The sequence below is a fragment of the Leifsonia sp. NPDC056665 genome (assembly GCF_042791795.1).
In the GTDB taxonomy this organism is placed as follows: Bacteria; Actinomycetota; Actinomycetes; order Actinomycetales; family Microbacteriaceae; genus Leifsonia.
Window position 1 is genome coordinate 45,413 of record NZ_JBHTXK010000019.1, and the last position, 20,178, is coordinate 65,590.

The 20,178-nt window shown below is 71.5% G+C and carries 19 protein-coding genes; 17 read left to right on the forward strand and 2 right to left on the reverse strand.

Annotated elements, in window-relative coordinates:
* The first annotated feature begins 76 nt into the window (after nt 1-76).
* The 8 genes from ACFQ9V_RS16215 (at nt 77) to ACFQ9V_RS16250 (ending at nt 8,445) form a co-directional block, all read left to right on the forward strand.
* Nucleotides 77-1,147 (forward strand): TerC family protein, encoded by a 1,071-nt coding sequence (locus tag ACFQ9V_RS16215; RefSeq protein WP_382460151.1) that lies wholly within the window; start codon nt 77-79, stop codon nt 1,145-1,147.
* Nucleotides 1,144-1,884, forward strand: coding sequence for a PP2C family protein-serine/threonine phosphatase (locus ACFQ9V_RS16220; RefSeq protein ID WP_382460152.1), 741 nt, complete (start codon nt 1,144-1,146; stop codon nt 1,882-1,884). Before ACFQ9V_RS16215 ends, ACFQ9V_RS16220 begins: the two co-directional genes overlap by 4 nt.
* 164 nt (nt 1,885-2,048) lie before the next feature.
* Nucleotides 2,049-3,524 carry a 3-isopropylmalate dehydratase large subunit gene (leuC, locus tag ACFQ9V_RS16225; protein WP_382460153.1) on the forward strand — a complete coding sequence of 492 codons (1,476 nt, stop codon included), beginning with the start codon at nt 2,049-2,051 and terminating at the stop codon, nt 3,522-3,524.
* A complete protein-coding gene (gene leuD, locus ACFQ9V_RS16230; protein ID WP_382460154.1) occupies nt 3,524-4,123 on the forward strand; it encodes a 3-isopropylmalate dehydratase small subunit in 600 nt (199 codons plus the stop codon). The genes leuC and leuD overlap by 1 nt, the downstream gene beginning before the upstream one ends.
* The gene (gene murA, locus ACFQ9V_RS16235) at nt 4,120-5,490 is read left to right on the forward strand and encodes a UDP-N-acetylglucosamine 1-carboxyvinyltransferase (protein ID WP_382460155.1); all 1,371 of its coding nucleotides are present in this window, start codon (nt 4,120-4,122) and stop codon (nt 5,488-5,490) included. Before leuD ends, murA begins: the two co-directional genes overlap by 4 nt.
* Nucleotides 5,491-5,506: 16 nt before the next feature.
* Entirely contained in the window at nt 5,507-6,304 is a 798-nt protein-coding gene (locus tag ACFQ9V_RS16240; protein WP_382460156.1) for a lysophospholipid acyltransferase family protein, read from the forward strand.
* Complete coding sequence (locus ACFQ9V_RS16245; RefSeq protein ID WP_382460157.1) at nt 6,297-7,454, forward strand: NAD(P)H-dependent glycerol-3-phosphate dehydrogenase; 1,158 nt, start codon at nt 6,297-6,299, stop codon at nt 7,452-7,454. Before ACFQ9V_RS16240 ends, ACFQ9V_RS16245 begins: the two co-directional genes overlap by 8 nt.
* Entirely contained in the window at nt 7,351-8,445 is a 1,095-nt protein-coding gene (locus tag ACFQ9V_RS16250; RefSeq protein ID WP_382460158.1) for a D-alanine--D-alanine ligase family protein, read from the forward strand. Before ACFQ9V_RS16245 ends, ACFQ9V_RS16250 begins: the two co-directional genes overlap by 104 nt.
* Nucleotides 8,446-8,515: 70 nt before the next feature.
* Here ACFQ9V_RS16250 and ACFQ9V_RS16255 read toward each other — a convergent pair whose 3' ends face one another.
* Nucleotides 8,516-9,031, reverse strand: a complete 516-nt coding sequence (locus ACFQ9V_RS16255; RefSeq protein WP_382460159.1) for a DUF3515 family protein — start codon at nt 9,029-9,031, stop codon at nt 8,516-8,518.
* A 26-nt stretch (nt 9,032-9,057) separates the two neighbouring features.
* On the opposite strand from ACFQ9V_RS16255, the gene ACFQ9V_RS16260 reads away from it, so the two are divergent.
* On the forward strand, nt 9,058-10,053 hold the full coding sequence (locus ACFQ9V_RS16260) for a thiamine-phosphate kinase (RefSeq protein ID WP_382460160.1): 996 nt from the start codon (nt 9,058-9,060) through the stop codon (nt 10,051-10,053).
* 54 nt (nt 10,054-10,107) lie between these two features.
* Here the strand turns inward: ACFQ9V_RS16260 and rsmD are convergent, their stop codons facing one another.
* Nucleotides 10,108-10,689, reverse strand: coding sequence for a 16S rRNA (guanine(966)-N(2))-methyltransferase RsmD (gene rsmD, locus ACFQ9V_RS16265; protein WP_382460161.1), 582 nt, complete (start codon nt 10,687-10,689; stop codon nt 10,108-10,110).
* A 48-nt stretch (nt 10,690-10,737) separates the two neighbouring features.
* Here rsmD and ACFQ9V_RS16270 point away from each other — a divergent pair, with 48 nt between their 5' ends.
* The 8 genes from ACFQ9V_RS16270 to rpmF all read left to right on the forward strand — a co-directional run bounded on the left by ACFQ9V_RS16270 (nt 10,738) and on the right by rpmF (nt 19,966).
* Nucleotides 10,738-11,601: a tetratricopeptide repeat protein gene (locus tag ACFQ9V_RS16270; RefSeq protein ID WP_382460162.1), complete on the forward strand. Its 864-nt coding sequence runs from the start codon at nt 10,738-10,740 to the stop codon at nt 11,599-11,601.
* Nucleotides 11,598-13,811, forward strand: a complete 2,214-nt coding sequence (locus ACFQ9V_RS16275) for an ATP-dependent DNA helicase RecG (protein ID WP_382460163.1) — start codon at nt 11,598-11,600, stop codon at nt 13,809-13,811. Before ACFQ9V_RS16270 ends, ACFQ9V_RS16275 begins: the two co-directional genes overlap by 4 nt.
* 89 nt (nt 13,812-13,900) lie before the next feature.
* Nucleotides 13,901-14,383: a pantetheine-phosphate adenylyltransferase gene (gene coaD / locus ACFQ9V_RS16280; RefSeq protein ID WP_370057212.1), complete on the forward strand. Its 483-nt coding sequence runs from the start codon at nt 13,901-13,903 to the stop codon at nt 14,381-14,383.
* Between the two features lie 13 nt (nt 14,384-14,396).
* Nucleotides 14,397-15,560, forward strand: a complete 1,164-nt coding sequence (locus tag ACFQ9V_RS16285; RefSeq protein WP_382460164.1) for an AAA family ATPase — start codon at nt 14,397-14,399, stop codon at nt 15,558-15,560.
* A gap of 3 nt (nt 15,561-15,563) precedes the next feature.
* A complete protein-coding gene (locus ACFQ9V_RS16290; RefSeq protein ID WP_382460165.1) occupies nt 15,564-16,919 on the forward strand; it encodes a DUF58 domain-containing protein in 1,356 nt (451 codons plus the stop codon).
* Nucleotides 16,912-19,176 carry a transglutaminaseTgpA domain-containing protein gene (locus ACFQ9V_RS16295; protein WP_382460166.1) on the forward strand — a complete coding sequence of 755 codons (2,265 nt, stop codon included), beginning with the start codon at nt 16,912-16,914 and terminating at the stop codon, nt 19,174-19,176. The genes ACFQ9V_RS16290 and ACFQ9V_RS16295 overlap by 8 nt, the downstream gene beginning before the upstream one ends.
* A 59-nt stretch (nt 19,177-19,235) precedes the next feature.
* A complete protein-coding gene (locus ACFQ9V_RS16300; RefSeq protein WP_382460188.1) occupies nt 19,236-19,760 on the forward strand; it encodes a YceD family protein in 525 nt (174 codons plus the stop codon).
* A 2-nt stretch (nt 19,761-19,762) separates the two neighbouring features.
* A complete protein-coding gene (gene rpmF, locus ACFQ9V_RS16305; RefSeq protein ID WP_055919953.1) occupies nt 19,763-19,966 on the forward strand; it encodes a 50S ribosomal protein L32 in 204 nt (67 codons plus the stop codon).
* The last annotated feature ends 212 nt before the right edge of the window (nt 19,967-20,178 follow it).

Consider the following 20,178-nt stretch of genomic DNA (forward strand, 5'->3'; position numbering starts at 1 on the left):
GCCCGGGCACAGCGGCACGGATGTGCGGGAGAGACTTTCGGGTCCGTCCCGTACGCCCTTCGAAAGGTCCCCTCCCGTGGAACTCGCCCTCCCGCTCTGGTTCGAGGTCGGCAGCTTCGTCGTCCTGCTGCTGATCCTCGCCTTCGACCTCCTGATCGTCTACAAGCGGCCGCACATCCCGAGCCCGCGGGAGTCCGCGCTCTGGGTGGCCTTCTACGTCGCCCTCGCGCTCGTCTTCGCGCTGCTCATGCTGCTGATCGGCGACGCCGAGCACGCCGGTCAGTTCCTCGCCGGCTGGCTCACCGAGTACAGCCTGAGCATCGACAACCTGTTCGTGTTCGTGATCATCATGGGCAGGTTCGCGGTGCCCAGGAAGTACCAGCAAGAGGTGCTCATGGTGGGCATCATCCTGGCGCTGGTCTTCCGCGGGGTGTTCATCCTGCTCGGCGCCGGCCTCATCGCGAGCTTCAGCTCGATCTTCTACCTGTTCGGTGCCTTCCTGCTCTGGACGGCGTTCAACCAGGCGTTCGGCAACCACGACGACGAGGGCACGAAGGACGGCCTGCTCATCCGCTTCGCGCGGCGCCGGCTCAAGGTCTCCGACCAGTACGAGGGCAGCAAGCTGCGCACGACGGTGAACGGCCGGCGGATGTTCACGCCGCTGATCATCGTCTTCCTGGCGCTCGGCACCACCGACCTGCTGTTCGCGCTCGACTCCATCCCGGCGATCTTCGGCATCACGCAGAGCCCATTCATCGTGTTCACCGCGAACGTCTTCGCCCTGATGGGGCTGCGTCAGCTCTACTTCCTGCTCGGGCACCTGCTGGAGAAGCTCGTCTACCTCAAGTACGGGATCGCGTTCATCCTCGCGTTCATCGGCGTCAAGCTGGTCTTCCACGCCATGCACGAGAACACGCTGCCGTTCGTCAACGGCGGCCAGCACATCGAATGGGCGCCCGATATCAGCACCTGGACCTCGCTCGCGGTGATCGTCGGTGCGATGGTGGTCGCGACCGTCGCTAGTCTGGTGAGGCTGCACCTGAGCGGCACCACCGTCGAGGACGCCATCCACGGGGATGACGACCCGGCGACGACGACCGCAGAGGCCGCCCCGGCCGCGAACTCCCCGGAGGACCCACGCACATGACTTCCCGCGTCGAGGTGAGCGCCAGAAGCGACACCGGAGCGGTCAGGCAGATCAACGAGGACAGCTTCCTCGCGCAGGACCCGGTGTTCGTGGTCGCGGACGGGATGGGCGGTCACGCGCGCGGCGACGTCGCGAGCCGGACGGCGATCGAGAGCCTCGCCCGCACCCTCCCGGCCGGAGCGACCCCGACGCCGGAGGAGGTCATCACCGCGATCGACGAGGCGAACGCCGCGGTGCGCGCGCTGTCCGACGCGGAGGAGACCGGCGCAGCCGTCGCCGGCACCACGCTGACCGGCGTCGTGCGGGTCCGCGTGCCGGAGCGGGCCGCGGAGGAGTGGATGGTCGTCAACGTCGGCGACTCCCGCGTCTACGCCTGGGACGAGCGCGAGCTGCGGCAGCTCTCGTCCGACCACTCGGCCGTGCAGGAGCTGCTCGACGCCGGGCTGATCACCCCCGAGCAGGCGGCCGTGCATCCGGAGCGCAACGTGATCACCCGCGCGCTGGGCGCCGAGGACTTCGTCGACACCGACAGCGAACTCCTCCCGCTGGACGACACCCGGACCTTCCTGGTCTGCTCCGACGGCCTCACCCGGGAGCTGAGCGACGAGACCATCGCGGACCTCCTCGCCGGCGACCCCGCCGATCCGGCCGCGGTGCTGGTGGAGGCCGCCGTCGCGGCGGGCGGCCGTGACAACGTCACGGTGCTCGTGGTCCGCCCGGTGGCGGACCGCTCCTGACCGCCGCGAGCCGTCGGCGCTGTCCCCAGATCGGGTGATAATCTGAATCCGTGTTCGCGGGTCTGCTCCTTCTTAGCCGCCGCGGCGAGTCCTAATCCTCAGGCCACCCTCGCCGCGGAGTCCGTCGACGGCTGAACCGTGAACGAAGCTCAAGGAGTACCGAGATGACGACGCAGCACAGTCCGCTGACCCTGGCGGAGAAGGTGTGGCGAGACCACCTGGTCGTGAAGGGTGAGGACGGCACGCCCGACCTGATCTACATCGACCTCCACCTGGTCCACGAGGTGACCAGCCCGCAGGCCTTCGACGGGCTGCGCATGGCCGGGCGCCCGGTCCGCCGCCCCGACCTCACGATCGCGACCGAGGACCACAACACGCCGACCATCGGCATCGACCGGCCGATCGCCGACCTGACCAGCCGCACGCAGATCGAGACGCTGCGTCGCAACGCCGAGGAGTTCGGCGTCCGGCTGCACTCGCTCGGCGACATCGAGCAGGGCATCGTGCACGTCGTCGGCCCCCAGCTCGGCCTCACCATGCCGGGCATCACGGTCGTCTGCGGCGACTCGCACACCTCCACGCACGGCGCATTCGGCGCCATGGCGTTCGGGATCGGCACCAGCGAGGTCGAGCACGTGCTCGCCACGCAGACGCTGCCGCTCACGGCGTTCAAGACGATGGCCATCACCGTCGAGGGCGACCTGCGCCCCGGCGTGACAGCGAAGGACATCATCCTCGCGGTCATCGCGAAGATCGGCACAGGCGGTGGCCAGGGCTACGTGCTCGAGTACCGCGGCAGCGCCATCCGCGCCCTGTCGATGGAGGGCCGCATGACGATCTGCAACATGTCGATCGAGGCGGGCGCCCGCGCCGGCATGGTCGCGCCGGACGAGACCACCTACGCGTACCTGAAGGGCCGTCCGCACGCGCCGGAGGGCGCCGACTGGGACGAGGCCGTCGCCTACTGGGACACGCTCGCCACGGACGACGACGCGGTCTTCGACGCGGAGGTCTACCTCGACGCCGCCGAGATCGAGCCGTTCGTGACCTGGGGCACCAACCCCGGCCAGGGCGTCTCGCTGAGCGAGTCCGTCCCCGACCCGGCCGCGATCGCCGAGCCGAACGCCCGCGCCGCCGCCGAGCGTGCGCTGGAGTACATGGACCTGACCCCCGGGACGCCGATGAAGAGCATCCCGGTCGACGCGGTGTTCATGGGCTCCTGCACCAACAGCCGCATCGAGGACCTCCGGGCCTTCGCCTCCGTCATCAAGGGCCACACGAAGGCCGACAACGTTCGCGTCATGGTCGTCCCCGGCAGCGCCCGCGTGCGCATCGAGGCCGAGGCCGAGGGCATCGACAAGATCGTCGAGGAGTTCGGCGCCGAGTGGCGGTTCGCCGGCTGCTCGATGTGCCTGGGCATGAACCCCGACCAGCTCGCGCCGGGGGAGCGCTGCGCCTCCACCTCGAACCGCAACTTCGAGGGCAGGCAGGGCAAGGGCGGCCGCACGCACCTGGTGTCGCCGCTCGTCGCGGCGGCCACGGCCATCCGCGGCACGCTGTCCAGCCCGTGGGACCTGGAGCACGACGACGCCCCGTCTCCCGATGGATCAGCGAGCACCGGAGAGAAGGTGGGCGCCTGATGGAGAAGTTCGAGACCGTCACCGGTGTGGCCGTGCCGTTCCGCCGGTCCAACGTGGACACCGACCAGATCATTCCCGCGGTGTTCCTGAAGCGGGTCACCAAGACCGGCTTCGACGACGCGCTCTTCCACGAGTGGCGCAAAGATCCTGAGTTCATCCTCAACAAGGACGCCTACCAGGGCGCGAGCGTGCTCGTCGCCGGCGCCGACTTCGGCACCGGGTCCTCGCGCGAGCACGCCGTCTGGGCGCTGCGGGACTACGGCTTCAAGGTCGTCCTGAGCCCCCGGTTCGCGGACATCTTCCGGGGCAACTCGGGCAAGCAGGGCCTGCTCACGGGCATCATCTCCGAGGAGGACGCCGAGCGTCTCTGGGCGGCCATCGAGGCCGAGCCGGGAATAGCGGCGACCGTGGATCTGGTTGCCAAGACTGCGACCGTCGGTGGGGTCCAGGTGTCTTTCGACATCGACGACTACACTCGCTGGCGTTTGCTCGAAGGGTTGGACGACATCGCTCTGACCCTGCGCGACGAGGCGCGAATCTCCGAATACGAAGCCGCCCGCGCAAGCTGGCGGCCCAAGACACTCCCGGTGAAACTTTGAACTCACTTCTTCAGGACGCTCAGGCGGCAGGCGCGCACGTCGGTCTCACGGCCGACCGCATCACGATCAACGGCGGTCGCCCACTGCGGGGCCGCATCGAGGTGCGCGGAGCCAAGAACTTCGTCACCAAGGCGATGGTCGCAGCCATCCTGGGCGAGGGCCCGAGCGTGCTGCGGAACGTCCCGAACATCAGCGATGTCCGGGTCGTCCGCGGCCTCCTCGAGGTCCACGGCGTGAAGGTGACCGACGGCGCAGAGGAGGGCGAGCTCCTGCTCGACCCCAGCGCGGTCGAGACGGCCCACATGGCCGACATCGACGCGCACGCCGGGTCGAGCCGCATCCCGATCCTGTTCTGCGGTCCGCTGCTGCACCGGCTGGGCGAGGCGTTCATCCCCGACCTCGGCGGCTGCCGCATCGGCGACCGCCCGATCGACTACCACCTGGAGGTGCTGCGCAAGTTCGGCGCCGTGGTCGACAAGCTCCCGAGCGGCATCCGGATGACAGCCCCCGAGGGCCTGCACGGCGCCAAGCTCGAACTCCCGTACCCGAGCGTCGGCGCCACCGAGCAGGTGCTGCTGACGGCGGTCCGCGCGGAGGGCATCACCGAGCTCAAGGGCGCGGCGATCGAGCCCGAGATCATGGACCTGATCAACGTCCTCCAGAAGATGGGCGCGATCATCTCGGTCGACACGGACCGCGTGATCCGCATCGAGGGCGTCGACAAGCTGGTCGGCTACAGCCACACCGCGCTGTTCGACCGCAACGAGGCCGCGAGCTGGGCCGCTGCGGCCCTCGCCACCAACGGCGACATCTACGTGGGCGGCGCCCGCCAGCCCGAGATGCTGACCTTCCTCAACGTCTTCCGCAAGGTCGGCGGCGCGTTCGAGATCCACGACGACGGCATCCGCTTCTTCCACCCGGGTGGACCGCTGAAGCCCGTCGTGATCGAGACCGACGTGCACCCCGGCTTCATGACCGACTGGCAGCAGCCGCTCGTGGTCGCGCTGACCAAGGCGGAGGGCGTGTCGATCGTCCACGAGACCGTGTACGAGCAGCGCTTCGGCTTCACCGACGCGCTCATCGACATGGGCGCGAAGATCCAGGTCCACAAGGAGTGCCTCGGCGGCCACGACTGCCGCTTCGGCCAGCGCAACTTCAACCACTCCGCGGTCATCATGGGCCCGGTAGAGCTGACGGGCGCCGACGTGGAGATCCCGGACCTTCGCGGCGGCTTCAGCCACCTCATCGCCGCTCTGTCGGCGGACGGCCGCTCGACCGTCAGCAACGTCGGCATCATCAGCCGCGGGTACGAGAAGTTCATCACCAAGCTGGAACTGCTCGGAGCGGACTTCGTCCTCGAGGGGTGAGGCCCGCGATAATGGGATGGTGCCCCATCCCGACGAACCCGTGAACCCGACCGCGTCCGAGCCTTCCGCGAAGCAGCGCTCCGAGAAGAGCCGGCCCTCGATCTTCTGGGTGCTGGCCGGCCTGATCATCCCGCTGGGGAGCCTGCTCGCGCGGTTCAAGGTCACCGACGGGCAGAAGCTGCCGCGGCACGGCGCGTACATCATCTCGCCGAACCACTACAGCGAGATCGACCCGGTGATGGTCGGCATGGTGGTCTGGAAGCTGGGGAGGCTGCCGCGGTTCCTCGCCAAGGAGAGCCTGTTCCGCATCCCCGTCGCCGGCTGGTTCCTGCGCAAGTCCGGGCAGGTCCCGGTGGCGCGCGGCGGCTCCGGGCGCGGCGCCGCACCGCTGGCCGAGGCGCAGAAGATCGTGGACGACGGCAAGGTCGTGATCATCTACCCGGAGGGCTCGCTCACGCGCGATCCCGACATGTGGCCGATGCGCGGCAAGACCGGCGCGGCCCGCATGGCGCTGGAGCACGACCTCCCGGTGATCCCGATGGCGCACTGGGGAACGCAGCAGGTCATGGCGCGCTACGCGAAGAAGATCAGCTTCTTCCCGCGCAAGACCATCGCGGTCAAGGTGGGCGACCCGGTCGATCTGTCGGCGTTCAAGGGCCGCAGCCTCGACCAGGCGACCCTCACCGAGGCGACCGACGTGATCATGGCCGCGATCACCGCGCTGCTGGCGGACCTGCGCGGCGAGAAGGCGCCGGAGGCCCGCTGGGACCCGGCGGCGCACAACCAGAAGGAGACCGGCCGCTTCGATGGCTGACAGGAAAGGCCGGACGGCCGCACCACCGACCACTCCTCCCCGCCGCGTCGCCGTTCTCGGCGCCGGAAGCTGGGGGACGACCTTCGCGAAGATCCTGGCCGACGGCGGCAACGACGTCGTGCTGTGGGCCAGGCGCCCGGAGCTCGCGCGCGAGATCGAGGAGGTGAAGCGCAACAGCGACTACCTGGAGGGCATCAACCTGCCCCGCAACCTGCACGCCACCTCCCACCTGGGCGAGGCGATGCGCGGCGCCGAGCAGGTGTTCGTGTCGATCCCGAGCCAGACGCTGCGCTCCAACCTGGAGGCCATCGCGCCGCATCTGGGTCCGGAGACCATCCTCGTCAGCCTGATGAAAGGCGTCGAGAAGGGCACCGGCCTGCGGATGAGCGAGGTGATCGCGCAGGGTCTCCCGATCGACGCCGAGCGGATCGCCGTCGCCTCCGGCCCCAACCTCGCGTTGGAGATCGCGCGCGAGCAGCCGACCGCCGCCGTGGTGTCGTCGGTGAGCCTGGAGACCGCCCAGGCCGTGGCGATGGCCGCCACCAACCGCTACTTCCGCAGCTTCGTGAACACCGACGTGATCGGCACGGAGTTCGGCGGCGTCCTCAAGAACCTGATCGCCGTGGCGATCGGGATCGTGGACGGCGTCGGCTACGGCGAGAACACCAAGGCGTCGATCATCACGCGCGGCCTGGTCGAGATGACCGACTTCGCCGTCGCCTACGGGGCGGAGGCCGTGACGCTCTCCGGCCTCGCGGGACTCGGCGACCTGATCGCCACGTGCGAGTCGTCGCTCAGCCGCAACAACACCGCCGGGCGGCTGCTCGGCCAGGGCTACAGCTTCAACGACGTCGTGAAGCAGATGAACCAGACGGCGGAGGGGCTCGCCTCGGTCGCGCCCATCCTGCGCCTGGCGGAGGAGCGCGGCGTGGACATGCCGATCGTCCGCCAGGTGAGCCAGGTTCTCGCAGGCACGCTCGCCCCGAGGGACATCGCCCCGCACCTGACCACCGACGACGACGAACCCCAAGGAGAGAGGACAACGGATGACGGACAAGGTCGCAGTCGCACTTCTGTTTGGAGGTCGCTCAAGCGAGCATTCGATCAGCTGCGCGACGGCGGCGGGAGTGCTGGCAGCGATCGACCGTGAGCGCTACGACGTCATCCCTGTCGGCATCACCCACGAGGGCGCCTTCACGCTCCAGCCGGACGACGCGGCGCGCTTCGCGCTGAATGTCGACGTCCTCCCGGAGGTGGAGGATAACGGCTCGCGCATCGTCTGGCCGGAGTCGTCGACCTCCCGCGAGCTCGCCGTGGTCGCGGCCGACGGCACCCGCTCGTCGCTGGGAACGGTGGACGTCGTCTTCCCGATCCTGCACGGCCCGTGGGGCGAGGACGGCACCGTCCAGGGGATGCTCGACCTGATCGGCCTCCCGTACGTCGGCAGCGGCGTGCTCGCGAGCGCGCTCGGGATGGACAAGCACTTCACCAAGACCGTGCTCCAGCAGGCGGGCATCCCCGTCGCGCCGTGGCAGACGGTGACCGCGTACCAGTGGGCGACGGCTCCGGAGGCAGTCCGCCGGAAGTCCGAACTGCTCGGCCTGCCCGCGTTCGTGAAGCCCGCCCGCGCGGGCTCCAGCGTCGGCGTGTCCAAGGTGACGTCGTGGGACGACCTGGGCGCCGCCGTCGAGACGGCCCTCGCCGAGGACGATCGCGTGCTCATCGAGTCGGCCGTGGTCGGCCGCGAGGTGGAGATCGCCGTGCTGGGCGGCCGTCCCGGCCGGTCCGCGCGCGCCTCGGTCGCCGGCGAGATCGTCATCACCGGCCGCGACTTCTACGACTTCGCGGCCAAGTACCTGGACGCGCCCGGGATCGACCTGGTCTGCCCGGCCGACCTCACCGACGCCGAGCTGGCCGAGATGGGCGACCTGGGCGTGCGGGCGTTCGACGCCATCGGCGCGGAGGGCCTGTCGCGGGTGGACTTCTTCCTCACCGAAGACGGCTTCGTGGTCAACGAGATCAACACCATGCCGGGCTTCACGCCGATCTCGATGTTCCCGCGCTGCTGGCAGGAGTCGGGCCTGTCGTACCCCGACCTCATCGACGAGCTCATCCAAGTCGCCCTCGCGCGCGCCGCATAGCCGCGCGATTCGTGCGGAATGTCGCGAATCGCGGCGGCATTCGCGACATTCGGCACGAATGTCGCGGCGCTCAGCGCGAGGGCGTCGGTGACGGCGTCGGCGTCGGCGGGGTGAGGCTCGTGTCGAGGGTCGAGAGGCACTTCTGGGTCTGCTTGATCGTGGAGATCGCGGACGCGAACTCCGGGAGCACTGCGGCGTCGGAGGCCCCGGACACGTGGTCGATGATGACCTCCGTCGCCGGCGTGCGGCCGAAGGTCTGGTAGACGACCTGCTTCGCGGCCGGGTCCGACATCAGCACCCAGTCGACGCCGCTCACGTCGACGCACGGCTTGGTCGTCGGTCCGATGGGCGGCACGCCGCAGCGCAGCAGAACGGCGGCCGGGTCGCCCCACGCTCCTGTCGCCTGCGCGTCGGTCTGGCGGCGGTCCTTGTCGGCGACCGAGTCAGGCAGGCGTACGGAGATCTCGGCGCAGCCGGGGTCGTTCGCGTCGGCGGCGGGGTCGAGGGAGACCGTGGGCGCGCACCCGGTCAGGGCGAGCGCGGCGGCGGCGAGCACGAGGGCGAGGGCGGTGCGGCGAGCGGACATCAGGATTCAGGCTACCGTTGTCAGTCATGGTGGATTCTGGGAGCGCGGCCGACACCGTCGCGGGCGCGTCCGAACGCGAGGCGCTGAAGCGCATCTTCCCGCGGCTGCCGGAGTCGTCGGCGACGCTCGTCGGGCCCGGCGACGACGCCGCGGTGCTCGCCGCGCCGGACGGCCGGTTCGTGGCGACCACGGACATGATGGTGCACGGCCCCGACTTCCGGCTGGCCTGGTCCACGCCGGAGGACCTCGGCTGGAAGGCCGCAGCGACCAACCTGTCCGACGTGGCCGCGATGGGCGCGGTGCCGACGGCGCTCGTGGTCGCGATCGCCGCGCCGCAGACCCTCCCGGTGTCCGCCCTGGAGCACATCGCTGACGGCTTCCGCGCGGCCTGCGCCGAGCTCGCGCCGGGCTGCGGCGTGGTCGGCGGCGACCTGTCGGCCTCCGACACGCTGACGCTCGCGGTGACCGCCTTCGGCGACCTGCAGGGCCGGGCCCCCGTGCTGCGGAGCGGCGCGCGTCCCGGCGACGTGGTGGCGGTCTCCGGGAGCCTCGGCGCAGCCGCGGCGGGACTCCGGCTGCTCTTCGCGGAGGCGGTCGACGTGGACGGCGTGCCCGATCGCGACCGGTTCGCTGCGGTCGCGGCCGCGCATCCCGAGCTGGTCGGCGCGCAGTTGCGGCCCCGGCCTCCCATCGCCGACGGTCCGCTGGCCGCCGACGCCGGCGCCACCGCGATGCTCGACCTGAGCGACGGGCTCGCCCTCGACGCCCGCCGCGTGGCCGAAGCGAGCGGTGTCGCGATCGACCTCGACCGCGCCGCCCTCGGCGACGACCCGCTCACCGCGCTGACCGGGGGAGAGGACCACGGCCTCCTCGCCTGCTTCCCGCCCGGCGCCGACCTGCCGGGCGGCTTCCGTCGCGTCGGCACGGTCCGGGAGGGCGCCGGCCTGCTGGTCGACGGCCACCCGTTCGACGAGCGCGGCGGCTGGGACCCGTACCTGGAGTGGGACGGCGCCGCCGGCTGACGATCTGACTGACAGGACATGCCGTCAGCCCGCGGGGCGAGGCGGCGTGTCCTGTCAGGCAGGTGGCCGCGTGAGGTAGTGGACGGCGGTCTCGCCGTAGGCGCGGGTGCGGTCGAGCGCCAGGCCCTCAGGGAGGGTCGGCTCGCCGTCGCGGGTGCTGCGCTCTACGCAGACCAGGACGTCCTCCGTCAGCAGCGGGACGAGCCCGGTGAGCACCGCGAGCAGGTCGCCGTCCGGGAGGGCATAGGGCGGGTCCACGAACACCAGGTCGAAGCGCGCGGCGGATGATCCGGCCGTTGCCAGGTACGGCTGCACCGCTGTCGCCCGCACCTCCACCTCGGGCCGACCGTCCTTCGGCGCCGCGCGCACGACGGCCTCGGCGTTCCGCCGGCAGACCGCCGCCGCCGCGGCCGACTTCTCGACCAGCAGCACACGCGAAGCCCCCCGGCTGGCGGCCTCCAGCCCGAGTGCGCCCGAGCCGGCGAACAGGTCGAGCACGTGCGCCCCGCGGACGGCGTCCCGTGCGTCCAGCCCGGAGAAGACGGCTTCGCGCACCCGGTCGCTGGTGGGGCGCGTGCCGCTCTTGGGCACCTGGAGCGTCAGCGAGCCGGCGAAGCCGGAGACGATTCGGGTCATAGCCCTCCGAGCCTAGCGGTGCCGCCGCGGCGACAGCAGAATAGGAGGATGGACGAACGCCTCCAGCAGGCGGAACTCGACGCCCTGTGGCGGTATGACGACCCGATCGCCTCCGCCGAACGCTTCGCGATCGCTGCCGCCGAACCCGACCGCCCCGAAGTGGTGCGCGCCGAGCTGGAGACGCAGCGCGCCAGGGCCCTCGGACTGCAGGGTCGCTTCGACGAGGCGGACGGCCTGCTCGACTCCCTCGGGCCCGCCGTCGACACGCTGGCCGTGCGGATCCTGCTGGAGCGCGGCCGGCTCAGGAACACCGAGGGGCGCCGGTCGGAGGCCGTCCCGCTCTTCGAGAGCGCGCTGCTGGCCGCGCGGCGCGACGATGACACGTTCCTCGCGGTCGACGCCGCCCACATGCTCGCGATCGCCGACCCCTCCCGGTCCGAGCAGTGGACGGAGGAGGGCCTCGCGGAGCTCGCGAACAGCACGGACCCGAGCACGCTGCGCTGGGGCGTCGCCCTGCACAACAACCGGGGCTGGGCGCTCTTCGAGGCCGGCCGCCCGCGCGAGGCGCTCGGGTCGTTCGAGGCCGCCCTGGAGGCGGCGGAGCAGTACGGGACGCTCGATCAGCAGTTCGCCGCGCGCTGGTCGCTCGCCCGCTGCCTGCGCGAGGTCGGCCGGTGGCAGGAGGCGTTCGACATCCAGGCCAGGCTCGCCGCCGAGCGTCCGGGGGAGAGCGAGGTGGCGGACGAGCTCGCCGCACTCGCCGACGTCGAGGCGCATGTGCGTGACGCGGGTGATCGTGACGCGCCTGTCCGTGACGCGCCTGTCCGTGACGCCCCTGTCCGCGACGCGCCTGTCCGCGACGCGCCTGTCCGCGACGCGGCGACGGAGGCGGCCCCTACGATCGAACCATGACCTCCAGCACCGCCCCGGACTCCGGAGGCTCCGTCGCGCTCGAGACCCGGCTGACCGGGGTGCTGGGCGGCCGCACGGCCTCCGCGTTCGAGAAGGCGTTCGGGATGCGCACCGTCGCCGACCTGCTCGCGCACTACCCGCGCCGGTACGCCTCGCGCGGCGAGCTGACCGCCCTGGCGAACCTGCCGCTCGACGAGCACGTCACGATCGTGGCGGAGGTGCTGCGGGTGCAGGAGCGCCCGATGCGCGCGCGGCGCGGGTCCATCCTGGAGGTCAAGATCTCCGACGGCGAGGGCATCCTGACCCTCACGTTCTTCAACCAGGCGTGGCGCTCAAAGGAGCTCGCGCCCGGTGTGCGCGGCATCTTCGCCGGCAAGGTGTCCGCCTACCGCGGCGCCCTCCAGCTCGCGCACCCCGACTACGAGCTGTTCGCCGACGACGACGAGAACGCCGTCGCCCCGGGCAGCGCCGCCGCCAAGGAGTGGGCGCAGACCCCGATCCCGATCTACCCGGCGACCGGCACCGTGGCGAGCTGGCAGGTGCAGAAGGCGGTCGGCCTCGCGCTCGACGCGCTCGGGCCGTGCCCCGACCCGGTGCCGAAGGCCATCGCGACCGAGCGCGGCCTGCTACCGTTCCGCGAGGCGCTGGAGGGCATCCACAGGCCGCAGAAGAACGCCGAGTGGCAGCGCGCCCGCGACGCGCTGCGCTTCCAGGAGGCGTTCGTGCTGCAGGCCGCGCTGCTGCAGCAGCGTGCGGAGAACCGCTCGGTCGCTGCGACCCCGCGGCAGGCGACGCCAGGCGGCCTGCTGGAGCGCTTCGACGCCGTCCTGCCGTTCACCCTGACCGGCGACCAGGCGGTCGTCGGCCGCGAGATCGCCCAGGACCTCGGCTCGGCCGAGCCGATGCACCGGCTCGTGCAGGGCGAGGTCGGCTCCGGCAAGACCCTGGTCGCGCTGCGGGCGATGCTGGCCGTGGCGGACAGCGGCGGCCAGTCCGCGCTGCTCGCGCCGACAGAGGTCCTGGCCTCCCAGCACCTGCGCTCCATCGCCGAGATGCTCGGCCCCGACCTGTCCGCCGAGGTGATGCCGACCCTCCTCACCGGCCAGCTCTCCACCGCCGAGCGCAAGCGGGCGCTGCTGCGCACGGTGAGCGGGCAGTCCCGCATCGTCGTCGGCACGCACGCCCTCCTCGGCGACGCCGTCACGTTCTTCGACCTCGGTCTCGTCGTCGTGGACGAGCAGCACCGCTTCGGCGTCGAGCAGCGGGAGGCGCTCCGCGCGAAGGGCGGGACGCCTCCGCACGTCCTCGTGCTCACGGCGACGCCCATCCCGCGCACGGTCGCGATGACGGTGTTCGGCGACCTGGAGGTCTCCACGATCGCCCAGCTCCCCGCAGGCCGCCAGGGGATCGAGAGCTTCGTGGTCCCGCTCGCCGACCGGCCGGGCTGGGAGCGCCGCATCTGGGAGCGCGCGTCGGAGGAGATCGGGCACGGCCGCCAGGTCTTCGTGGTGTGTCCGGCGATCAGCCCCAAGGAGGCGGAGGACGACGGCGAGGACGCTCCAGCGCCCGACGCGGACGACGCCGGAGGGCCGCCGCGCCCCACCGCTAACGTCGAGTCGGTCGCCGCGCAGGTGCGCGCCGATCCGCTGTTCGCCCAGACCCGCGTCGGCGTGCTGCACGGGAGGCTGTCCTCCGACGAGAAGGACACGGTCATGCGCGCCTTCGCCGCCGGCGGGCTCGACCTCCTCATCGCCACCACCGTGATCGAGGTCGGCGTCAACGTGCCGAACGCCTCCGCCATGATCGTGCTGGACGCCGACCGGTTCGGCGTCTCGCAGCTCCACCAGCTCCGCGGCCGCGTCGGTCGCGGCGACATCCCGGGCCTCTGCCTGCTCGTCACCTACGCCGAGGAGGGGTCGCTCGCCCGCGAGCGCGTCGACGCGGTCGCCGCGACGCTGGACGGGTTCGAGCTGGCCAATGTGGACCTCGAGCTGCGCCGCGAGGGCGACGTGCTCGGCAGCCGCCAGTCGGGCGGCCGGTCCTCGCTCAAGCTGCTGCGCGTGGTCTCCGACGGCGAGCTCATCTCGGAGGCGCGCGTCGCCGCCGCCGAGACGCTCGACGACGGCGGCCTCGCCGCGCATCCCGCCCTCGCCGCGGCGCTCGCCCGGCGGCTCGACGAGTCGGAGCGGGCCTTCCTCGGCAAGTCCTGACGGAGCCGCCGGGCCACGCGACACCCTGCCCTGGGAAGATAACGGATTCACAACGAATAGCCGGGTATCGCGTAATAGTCTGGTGCCCTATGAACAGGATCGCCGTAGTCCCTGGATCGTTCGACCCGGTCACTCTCGGGCATCTCGATGTCATCGAGCGGGCCGCTCGGTTGTGGGACGAGGTCCACGTGCTGGTGGTGCACAACCCGGACAAGTCGGCCCTGCTGCCCATCGCGCAGCGCGTCGCGCTGATCGAGCGCTCGATCGAGGATGCCGGCATCCTGGGCCGCATCGTCGTGGCCTCCTGGTCGGTCGGCCTCCTGGTCGACTACTGCACCGATGTCGGGGCGGACGTGCTCGTCAAGGGCATCCGCTCCCAGGTCGACGTCGCCTACGAGACCCCGATGGCGATCGTGAACCGCCACCTCGCCGACGTCGAGACGGTGTTCCTGCTTCCCGATCCGGCGAACGCGCACGTGTCGAGCTCCCTCGTGCGCCAGGTCGCCAACCTCGGCGGGGACGTGAGCCCCTACGTGCCTCCCGCCGTATCAGAGCTGCTGTCAACCACATGACCCGGGTGGAGAGATGAACAGTTACGCGACGCGCCAGCCGACGGAATCCTCGGTCGCCCCGGAGGAGGTCGGCCTCCCAGCGCCGAGCATGGACCTGGACGAGCTGAGACGCGCCGCGGAGCAGATCACCGCCAACGTGGAGTCCGTCATCGACGGCAAGCACGACGCGGTGCAGACGGCGCTCGTCGTCCTGCTCGCCGAGGGCCACCTCCTGATCGAGGACGTGCCGGGCGTCGGCAAGACGATGCTGGCGAAGTCGCTGGCGAAGTCGGTGGACTGCTCGGTCAGCCGCATCCAGTTCACGCCCGACCTGCTGCCGAGCGACGTCACCGGCGTGTCGGTCTACAACCAGGCCGAGCGGCGCTTCGAGTTCAAGCCGGGCGCGGTGTTCGCGAACATCGTGATCGGCGACGAGATCAACCGGGCCAGCCCCAAGACGCAGTCCGCCCTCCTGGAGTGCATGGAGGAGCGGCAGGTCACGGTCGACGGCTCGACCTATCCGCTGGCCGCCCCGTTCATCGTCGTGGCGACGCAGAACCCGATCGAGATGGAGGGCACCTACGCCCTCCCGGAGGCGCAGCGCGACCGGTTCATGGCGCGCATCGCGATGGGCTACCCGGACGACGACTCCGAGCTCGCCATGCTGACCACGCGCGACACCTCGAGCCCGCTCTCCCGGATCGGGCCGGTGGTCACCTCGGAGGAGCTGCGCTCGATGATGACGACGGCACGCGCGGTGTTCGCGTCGACGCCGGTCAAGCAGTACGCGGTCGACCTGGTGCGCGCGACGCGCGAGGACCGCGACCTCCGGCTCGGAGGGAGCCCGCGGGCGACGCTCCAGCTCGTCCGCGCCGCCAAGGCGATGGCCGCGCTCGACGGCCGCGACTTCGTGCTGCCGGACGACATCGACGCGCTGGCGGTCCCCGTGCTCGGCCACCGGCTGCTGCCGACCAGCCGCGCACTCGGCCACCACCACGAGAGCGCGCCGGTCATCGCGGACATCGTCCGCCGGATCGTCGCGGCGACACCCGTTCCGGTCGGCTCCGGCGCCATCGGGGGCGGGAGCGCGCAGGAGAGGAACGGTGCAGGGAACAGCACGAGGAGCAGCGCGCGCGCCGGCCAGGCGACTGGCACCGGCCGGTCCGCCTCCGGAGCCGCGCGCACAGGCGGGGAATAGGCCGTGGCCGGGCGCGCGGGGCCGTCGCCCCTGAAGAAACCGCGCCCCACCGCGCGCGGCTGGGCCTTCGGCGCCGTCGGCGTCGTGGCGCTGGCCGCCTCCGCGTTCTTCGGCCGCACCGACGTGCTCTTCATCGGCGTCTTCCTCACCGTGCTGCCGCTGGCGGCGATGATCTCGGTCACCCTCGACCGGCCGCGGCTGACCGTGGCCCGCAGCTTCCATCCCGACGTCGTCGCCGTGGGGGAGCAGGCGACCATCGTCACGACCGCGCGCAACCAGGCTGCCCGGCCCAGCCCGCCCGCCCGCTGGCGCGAGTACGCCCCGGCCGGGATCGAGGTGCAGGGCTCCGCGCCGTTCCCGCGGCTGGGCGCCCACCAGGTGAACGTCGCGCACGGCCGCGACACGGTCGTGCTGCGGCAGGACGTCGTCGCATTCAAGCGCGGCTCGCACGCGGTCGGGCCGCTCATCGTGAGCCGGACCGACCCGTTCGGCGTGGCCTACGCGGAGTACGCGGTCGGGCAGCCCCGGCAGCTGCTGGTGACGCCGCGCGTGGTGCCGCTTTCGAGCGGCGAGCTGGACGTCGCGCACAGCGAGGGCGCAGAGCACGAGCTGCAGCGGCACAGCATCCCGAGCGCCGACGAGCTGATCGCGCGCGAGTACCGGCCGGGCGACCCGCTGCGCCGCGTGCACTGGCGGGCGACGGCCAGGCACGACAAGCTGATGGTCCGCCAGGAGGAGCAGCGCAGCAACCCGGAGGCCTGGATCGTGATGGACACCCGGCCCGCGCCTGCACCGCCCGGCGCGCTCCGGCCTCCCGGCGCCCCGAGCGCGTACGAGCCGGACGACGCGCTCTTCGAGACGCTGATGGAGCTGGTGGCGTCGGTGGGCGTCCACCTGCTCGACGAGGGCTTCGTCCTCAGCGTGGTGGAGACGGCTCCGCGGCAGCTCTCCGGCCGCAGCGGGGCGGGCAGGACAGGCACCCTCGGGTCGGTGACGCCCACCTACGACCGCGGGACGGCCGACCGGCTGCTGCTGGCCGACCTGGCCGCGGTCGACGCCACGGCGGTCACGCGCGACGACGCGGTCGCCGAGCTGGCCTCCGGGCTGCGGCGCGCCGGACGGTCGGTCCCGATCTTCGCGGTGCTGCTCGACGGCACGCCGGAGCTCGGCTCGCTCGCCGCGCTGCGCGGGATGGGCGACCCCGCCGTCGCGTTCGTCGGCGAGGGGGCGGCGCCGGAGGTGGAGGACGTGCTCGGCGACGCCGGCTGGCTCTGCGTGCCGTTCGGCGCGGGCGACGACCCCGCCGAGTGCTGGCAGCGCGCCCTCGACCGCCAGCGGGCGGTGGTGGGTCATGGTTAGCGAGGCCCTCCCGCTCGGGTTCACCGGCGTCCGGCGCAGACGGCAGGCCTACTGGCGGCTCACTGGGGCGCTCGTGCTGCAGATGCTGGCGCTCAGCTTCGCGCTGGGCGGCCTGATCCAGGGCCCGACCTGGTGGTTCGCGCTCATGCTGACCAGCTCGTTCCTGCTGGTGAGCGGAGCGGGCCTGCGCGCCGTCGGCGTGCCCCGCGGGCTCGTCCCCGTACTGGAGGTCGTGCTCGCGGCGATGATCATGACAGTGACGTTCGGCAACGGGACCGGGCTGCTCGGCCTCATCCCGACGCCGGCGACGGTGCAGCGCTGGGGCGGGTACCTGCAGCAGGCGGTCCTCTCCATCTACCAGCAGGGGACGCCCGCCGAGAGCCTGCCCGAGTTCATCTTCCTGGTGGTCGGCGGCGCGTGCCTCATCGCGATCGTCCTCGACCTCCTGGCGGTCGCGATCCGTGCTCCGGCCTACACCGCGATCGGCGTCGTCGCCGTACTGGTGGTGCCTGGCACGCTGCTCGGCGACGGGCTGGACCCGATCGCGCTGGCGGTGTCGGCGGCGGCGTTCCTCTGGCTGCTGCGCTGCGACGTGCGCACCAGGAGACCGGGTGCAGGCAGGCCGGCAGCGGCGCTCTCCGTCGGCGCAGCGTCGGTCGTCGTCGCGATGCTGCTGTCCGGGACGGCGCCGGGGTTCGACAAGGGCGGCGCGACCTCCTTCACGGCGGGCGGCATCTCGATCGGCGGCACCGTGACCCCGCTGATCGACCTCGGCAAGGACCTCCGCCGGCCCGCCGCCGTGCGCGCGCTGACCTACACGACGACGGCCTCCGCCGGCCAGTACCTCAAGCTCGCCTCGCTCGACCAGTTCACCGGCTCGGTCTGGAAGCACCGCGAGCGCGACACCAAGCGCCTGTCCGACGGCGTCGCTGTCGGTCCCGTCCCCGGGCTGTCCGCCGCCGTGAAGCGCGCCAAGATCACCACCTCGGTGCAGATCGACGACATGACCAGCCGCTGGCTGCCGGTGCCGGCGCCCGTGCAGTCGGTGAAGGGCCTGAACGGCACCTGGTCGTGGGATCCGGACGACCTCACGCTCGGCGGCATCAACGTGACCACGCAGGGCCAGAAGTACACCGCGACGAGCCTGGTGCTCGAGCCGACGGCCGACCAGCTCAAGGCGGCGGGCGGCTTCGTGCCGGCCGACCTCCAGCGCGACCTCTTCCTGCCCTCCAACATGCCGGCGATCGTCGGGCAGACCGCGCTGGCCGCCACCGCAGGAGCGGTGTCGGAGTACGACAAGGCGGTGGCGCTGCAGGACTACTTCCGCGACAACGGCTTCGTGTACTCCACGCAGACGCCGCTGAAGCAGGGCTACGACGGCGACGGCGCCCGGGTGATCGCGACGTTCCTGAAGGTCAAGAGCGGCTACTGCGTCCACTTCGCCTCGGCGATGGCGCTGATGGCGCGCAGCCTCGGCATCCCGGCCCGGGTGGCGGAGGGATACCTGCCCGGCACCTCCAGCGGCGGCACGGCGAACAGCCCGGGCACCTACACGGTCACCAGCGACGACCTGCACGCGTGGCCGGAGCTGTACTTCGCGGGTGTCGGCTGGGTGCCGTTCGAGCCGACGGTCGGCCGCGGCACGATCCCGAGCTACACCCGGCCGAACGCCACGCCGGATCAGATCACGCCGACGACGGCTCCCGGCTCGTCAGCCGCAGCGAAGCGCCTCGTCCCCACCGACCAGCCGAACGTCGCGGGCGCGGGCGGCACCACGCCGCCGTCGCCGCTGCAGCCGCTGCTCTCCGGGCTCGGCGTCGCGCTGCTCGTCCTCGCGGTAGCGCTGACGCCCGCGGTCATGCGCCGGATGCGCAGGCGCGCCAGGCTGCGGCGGCTCTCGGAGTCGTGGGGCGGCGCGTCGGTCGTCTGGGACGAGCTGCGCGATACGGCGCGCGATCTGGGCTGGTCGGCGCCGGACACCGAGACGCCGCGCGTGTTCGCGCACCGCATCGCCGCCGCCGTCGCGGGGACGCCGGGGGAGGAGGCCGTGCTGCGCCTGCTCGACGTGCGCGAGCGCGACGCCTTCGGACCGCCGACGCGGGCCGTCGCCGTGGGACTCGCCGACGACCTCCGCCGGGTGATCGACGCGCTGGAGGCCCAGGCGGGCCGCGGGCTGCGGCTGAAGGCGGCGCTGATTCCTGTGTCGTTGCTGCCAGCAGGCTGGCGCTCGCCTGCGAGCGTCGGAGGCTCCGCGTAAACTGGTCGACCGTGACCACCTACTACAAGAGCCCGTACGCCGTCAACGTGTACGACATCATGCGGCGCCCTGGCGAGATGCGGGAGCAGCACCTCAGCCTCCCCGTCGGCGACAAGCTGGGCGAGGGACTGCTGTCCGTGCCGGAGGGCTCGACCATCGAACTCGACCTCCGGCTGGAGTCGATGCACGAGGGGATCCTCGTCACCGGGGAGGCCGAGGCCGGCGCCACCGGCGTCTGCGGCCGCTGCCTGATCGACATCGACCAGCCTGTCGAAGTCGATTTCCAGGAACTTTTCGCGTATTCTTCTACGGAAGCTTTCGATTATGAGGTTCACGACGACCACGTGGATCTTGAACCTCTGATCAGGGATGCGGTAGTGCTGTCACTGCCGTTTCAGCCGGTGTGCCGGCCGGACTGCCCAGGTCTCGATCCAGAGACCGGGGAGAGGCTGGCGGATAGACCGGACAGCAAGCCGAACGAGACCGTCGATCCTCGCTGGTCCGCGCTCGCGGCGTTCCAGGCTTCCGACACCGAGTCCACCAGCAACAACGCCCCGGCCGCCGGGGCTGGAGAAGAGAGATAGACATGGCCGTTCCGAAGCGGAAGCAGTCTCGCGCCAACACCCACGCCCGTCGTTCGCAGTGGAAGGCCGAGGTCCCCACGCTCGTCAAGTCGATCGAGAACGGCAAGGTCGTCTACAGCCTCCCGCACCGTGCCAAGGTCGTCGAGGACTCCGCGGGCACCGCGCTGTTCATGGAGTACAAGGGCCGCAAGGTCGCCGACGTCTGATTCGCCGACACGGCTGAACAGCACGCGAGGCAACGAAGTAGGGGGCAGACAGCACGTGGTCGGCGAGAACACTGACCGTGCTGCCCTCATCGAGAAGCTCGGGGTCGACATCGACCCCCAGCGTCTCGTGCGTGCGCGGGCCCCCCCCCCGGTGGCCGACCAAGACAGGCGCCTCCCCAACAACCCGCCCCGGGGGGTCCACGGCGACGCGA

Bases quoted from the DNA above. Each gene is read 5' to 3' on its own strand.
- ACFQ9V_RS16220 (WP_382460152.1), top strand. From the start codon at position 1,144: ATGACTTCCCGCGTCGAGGTGAGCGCCAGAAGCGACACCGGAGCGGTC.
- leuC (WP_382460153.1), top strand. From the start codon at position 2,049: ATGACGACGCAGCACAGTCCGCTGACCCTGGCGGAGAAGGTGTGGCGA.
- leuD (WP_382460154.1), top strand. From the start codon at position 3,524: ATGGAGAAGTTCGAGACCGTCACCGGTGTGGCCGTGCCGTTCCGCCGG.
- ACFQ9V_RS16240 (WP_382460156.1), top strand. From the start codon at position 5,507: ATGGTGCCCCATCCCGACGAACCCGTGAACCCGACCGCGTCCGAGCCT.
- ACFQ9V_RS16245 (WP_382460157.1), top strand. From the start codon at position 6,297: ATGGCTGACAGGAAAGGCCGGACGGCCGCACCACCGACCACTCCTCCC.
- ACFQ9V_RS16250 (WP_382460158.1), top strand. From the start codon at position 7,351: ATGACGGACAAGGTCGCAGTCGCACTTCTGTTTGGAGGTCGCTCAAGC.
- ACFQ9V_RS16255 (WP_382460159.1), bottom strand. From the start codon at position 9,031: ATGTCCGCTCGCCGCACCGCCCTCGCCCTCGTGCTCGCCGCCGCCGCG.
- ACFQ9V_RS16260 (WP_382460160.1), top strand. From the start codon at position 9,058: ATGGTGGATTCTGGGAGCGCGGCCGACACCGTCGCGGGCGCGTCCGAA.
- rsmD (WP_382460161.1), bottom strand. From the start codon at position 10,689: ATGACCCGAATCGTCTCCGGCTTCGCCGGCTCGCTGACGCTCCAGGTG.
- ACFQ9V_RS16270 (WP_382460162.1), top strand. From the start codon at position 10,738: ATGGACGAACGCCTCCAGCAGGCGGAACTCGACGCCCTGTGGCGGTAT.
- ACFQ9V_RS16275 (WP_382460163.1), top strand. From the start codon at position 11,598: ATGACCTCCAGCACCGCCCCGGACTCCGGAGGCTCCGTCGCGCTCGAG.
- coaD (WP_370057212.1), top strand. From the start codon at position 13,901: ATGAACAGGATCGCCGTAGTCCCTGGATCGTTCGACCCGGTCACTCTC.
- ACFQ9V_RS16285 (WP_382460164.1), top strand. From the start codon at position 14,397: ATGAACAGTTACGCGACGCGCCAGCCGACGGAATCCTCGGTCGCCCCG.
- ACFQ9V_RS16295 (WP_382460166.1), top strand. From the start codon at position 16,912: ATGGTTAGCGAGGCCCTCCCGCTCGGGTTCACCGGCGTCCGGCGCAGA.
- ACFQ9V_RS16300 (WP_382460188.1), top strand. From the start codon at position 19,236: ATGCGGCGCCCTGGCGAGATGCGGGAGCAGCACCTCAGCCTCCCCGTC.
- rpmF (WP_055919953.1), top strand. From the start codon at position 19,763: ATGGCCGTTCCGAAGCGGAAGCAGTCTCGCGCCAACACCCACGCCCGT.